This is a genomic window from Rhodoferax sp. RT5P35, from assembly GCF_056521385.1.
Genome location: NZ_JBWMAX010000195.1, coordinates 1 through 1,260, shown reverse-complemented (window position 1 = coordinate 1,260; position 1,260 = coordinate 1). Strand labels below are relative to the sequence as shown.

At 61.7% G+C, this 1,260-nt stretch carries 1 protein-coding gene and 1 pseudogene; both read right to left on the bottom strand.

The features are described 5' to 3' along the window. A pseudogene (locus tag AC097L_RS24885) lies at positions 1–330 on the bottom strand (nitrite reductase); the annotation flags it as partial. Between the two features lie 35 nt (positions 331–365). Continuing rightward, on the bottom strand, positions 366–1,157 hold the full coding sequence (locus AC097L_RS24880; RefSeq protein ID WP_479589391.1) for a sulfite exporter TauE/SafE family protein: 792 nt from the start codon (positions 1,155–1,157) through the stop codon (positions 366–368). Positions 1,158–1,260: the final 103 nt, after the last annotated feature.

The following is a 1,260-nucleotide window of genomic DNA, read 5'->3' as shown; positions in this document are numbered from 1 at the left end:
CTGGCGGGTGGTGAAGTGGGCGCAGGCGCTGGGCAGGCTGTGCAGGTCGCTCAGGCCGGGGTTGGCCTTGCTGAGGTCGTGCGCGTCTTTTTTGTCATAGTCGCGGGCGATGGTGGCCAGCACGCGCAGCTGGGCGCTGGACAGCTCGCCGTAGGGCACGGCCACGCGCAGCATGGGCGCAAAACGCTGTACGTACCAGCCGTTTTGCAGGCGAAGCGGGCGGAATTCGTCTTCGGCCAGGGTGCCGCCTTGCCAGCGTTCCAGCTGGTCGCGGAATTGGGCGGCGCGCAGTTTGACGAACTGTTTGTCGAATTCAGTGTATTGGTACATTTTTTTACGGTCGTGGGGCAGGGCAACCTGCGATTTTAAAGTGCGAGTAACTTGGTGCCTGCATAAGCTAGCAGCAGGGACAGCAGGCCGCGGATCACGCGGTCCGAGGTTTTGAGCATCAGGTGCGAACCCAGCCAGATACCGGGCAGCGAGCCCACCAGCAGCTTGGCCAGCAGCGGCCAATCGACCGAGCCCAGCCCGGCGTGGCCCAGGCCCGCCACCAGGGTCAGGGGCACGGCGTAGGCGATGTCGGCGGCCACAATGCGCTGCAGCGGCAGCAGCGGGTACAGCAGCATCAGCACCGTGACACCGATGGCGCCTGCACCTACCGAGGTGAGCGTGACCAGCGTGCCGATGAAAGCGCCAAACAGCAGCGGCAGGCTCCAGTGGCGCGGGCGCTCGGCTGCGGCCATGTTCTCCGCGCTGATGTTGCGAGGAGTTGATTTGCCACGGATGCTTTTGTACAGAGTGGCAGCGGCGGTGAGCAGCAAGGCCACGCCCAGGGTGGTGGTCATGGCTTTTTGCACCTGGGCGTTGGCAGGGCCCAGGGTGTGCAAGACCCACAGGGTGAGTAGCGAAGCCGGGATGCTGCCTGCACACAGTGTGCCAACGATACGCCAGTTGACCATGCGCGAGCGGGCCATCTTGATCGTGCCGCCCATCTTGGTGAAGCAGGCGAACAGCAGATCGGTGCCGATGGCCAGGTAGGGCTTCATGCCGAAAAAGAAGATCAGGATGGGGGTCATGAGCGAGCCGCCGCCCACACCGGTCAATCCCACCACGAAGCCGACAAAAAAACCGGCAAAAACAAACGCTAAATCTTGCATAGGGCGCGACTATAAAAGCCCGCCACCCTATTCCAAACTACTTTATTGTTCTACCAATATGCCGTTTAGCATATTTGGAAATAACGAAACTGGCTGTTCAGCC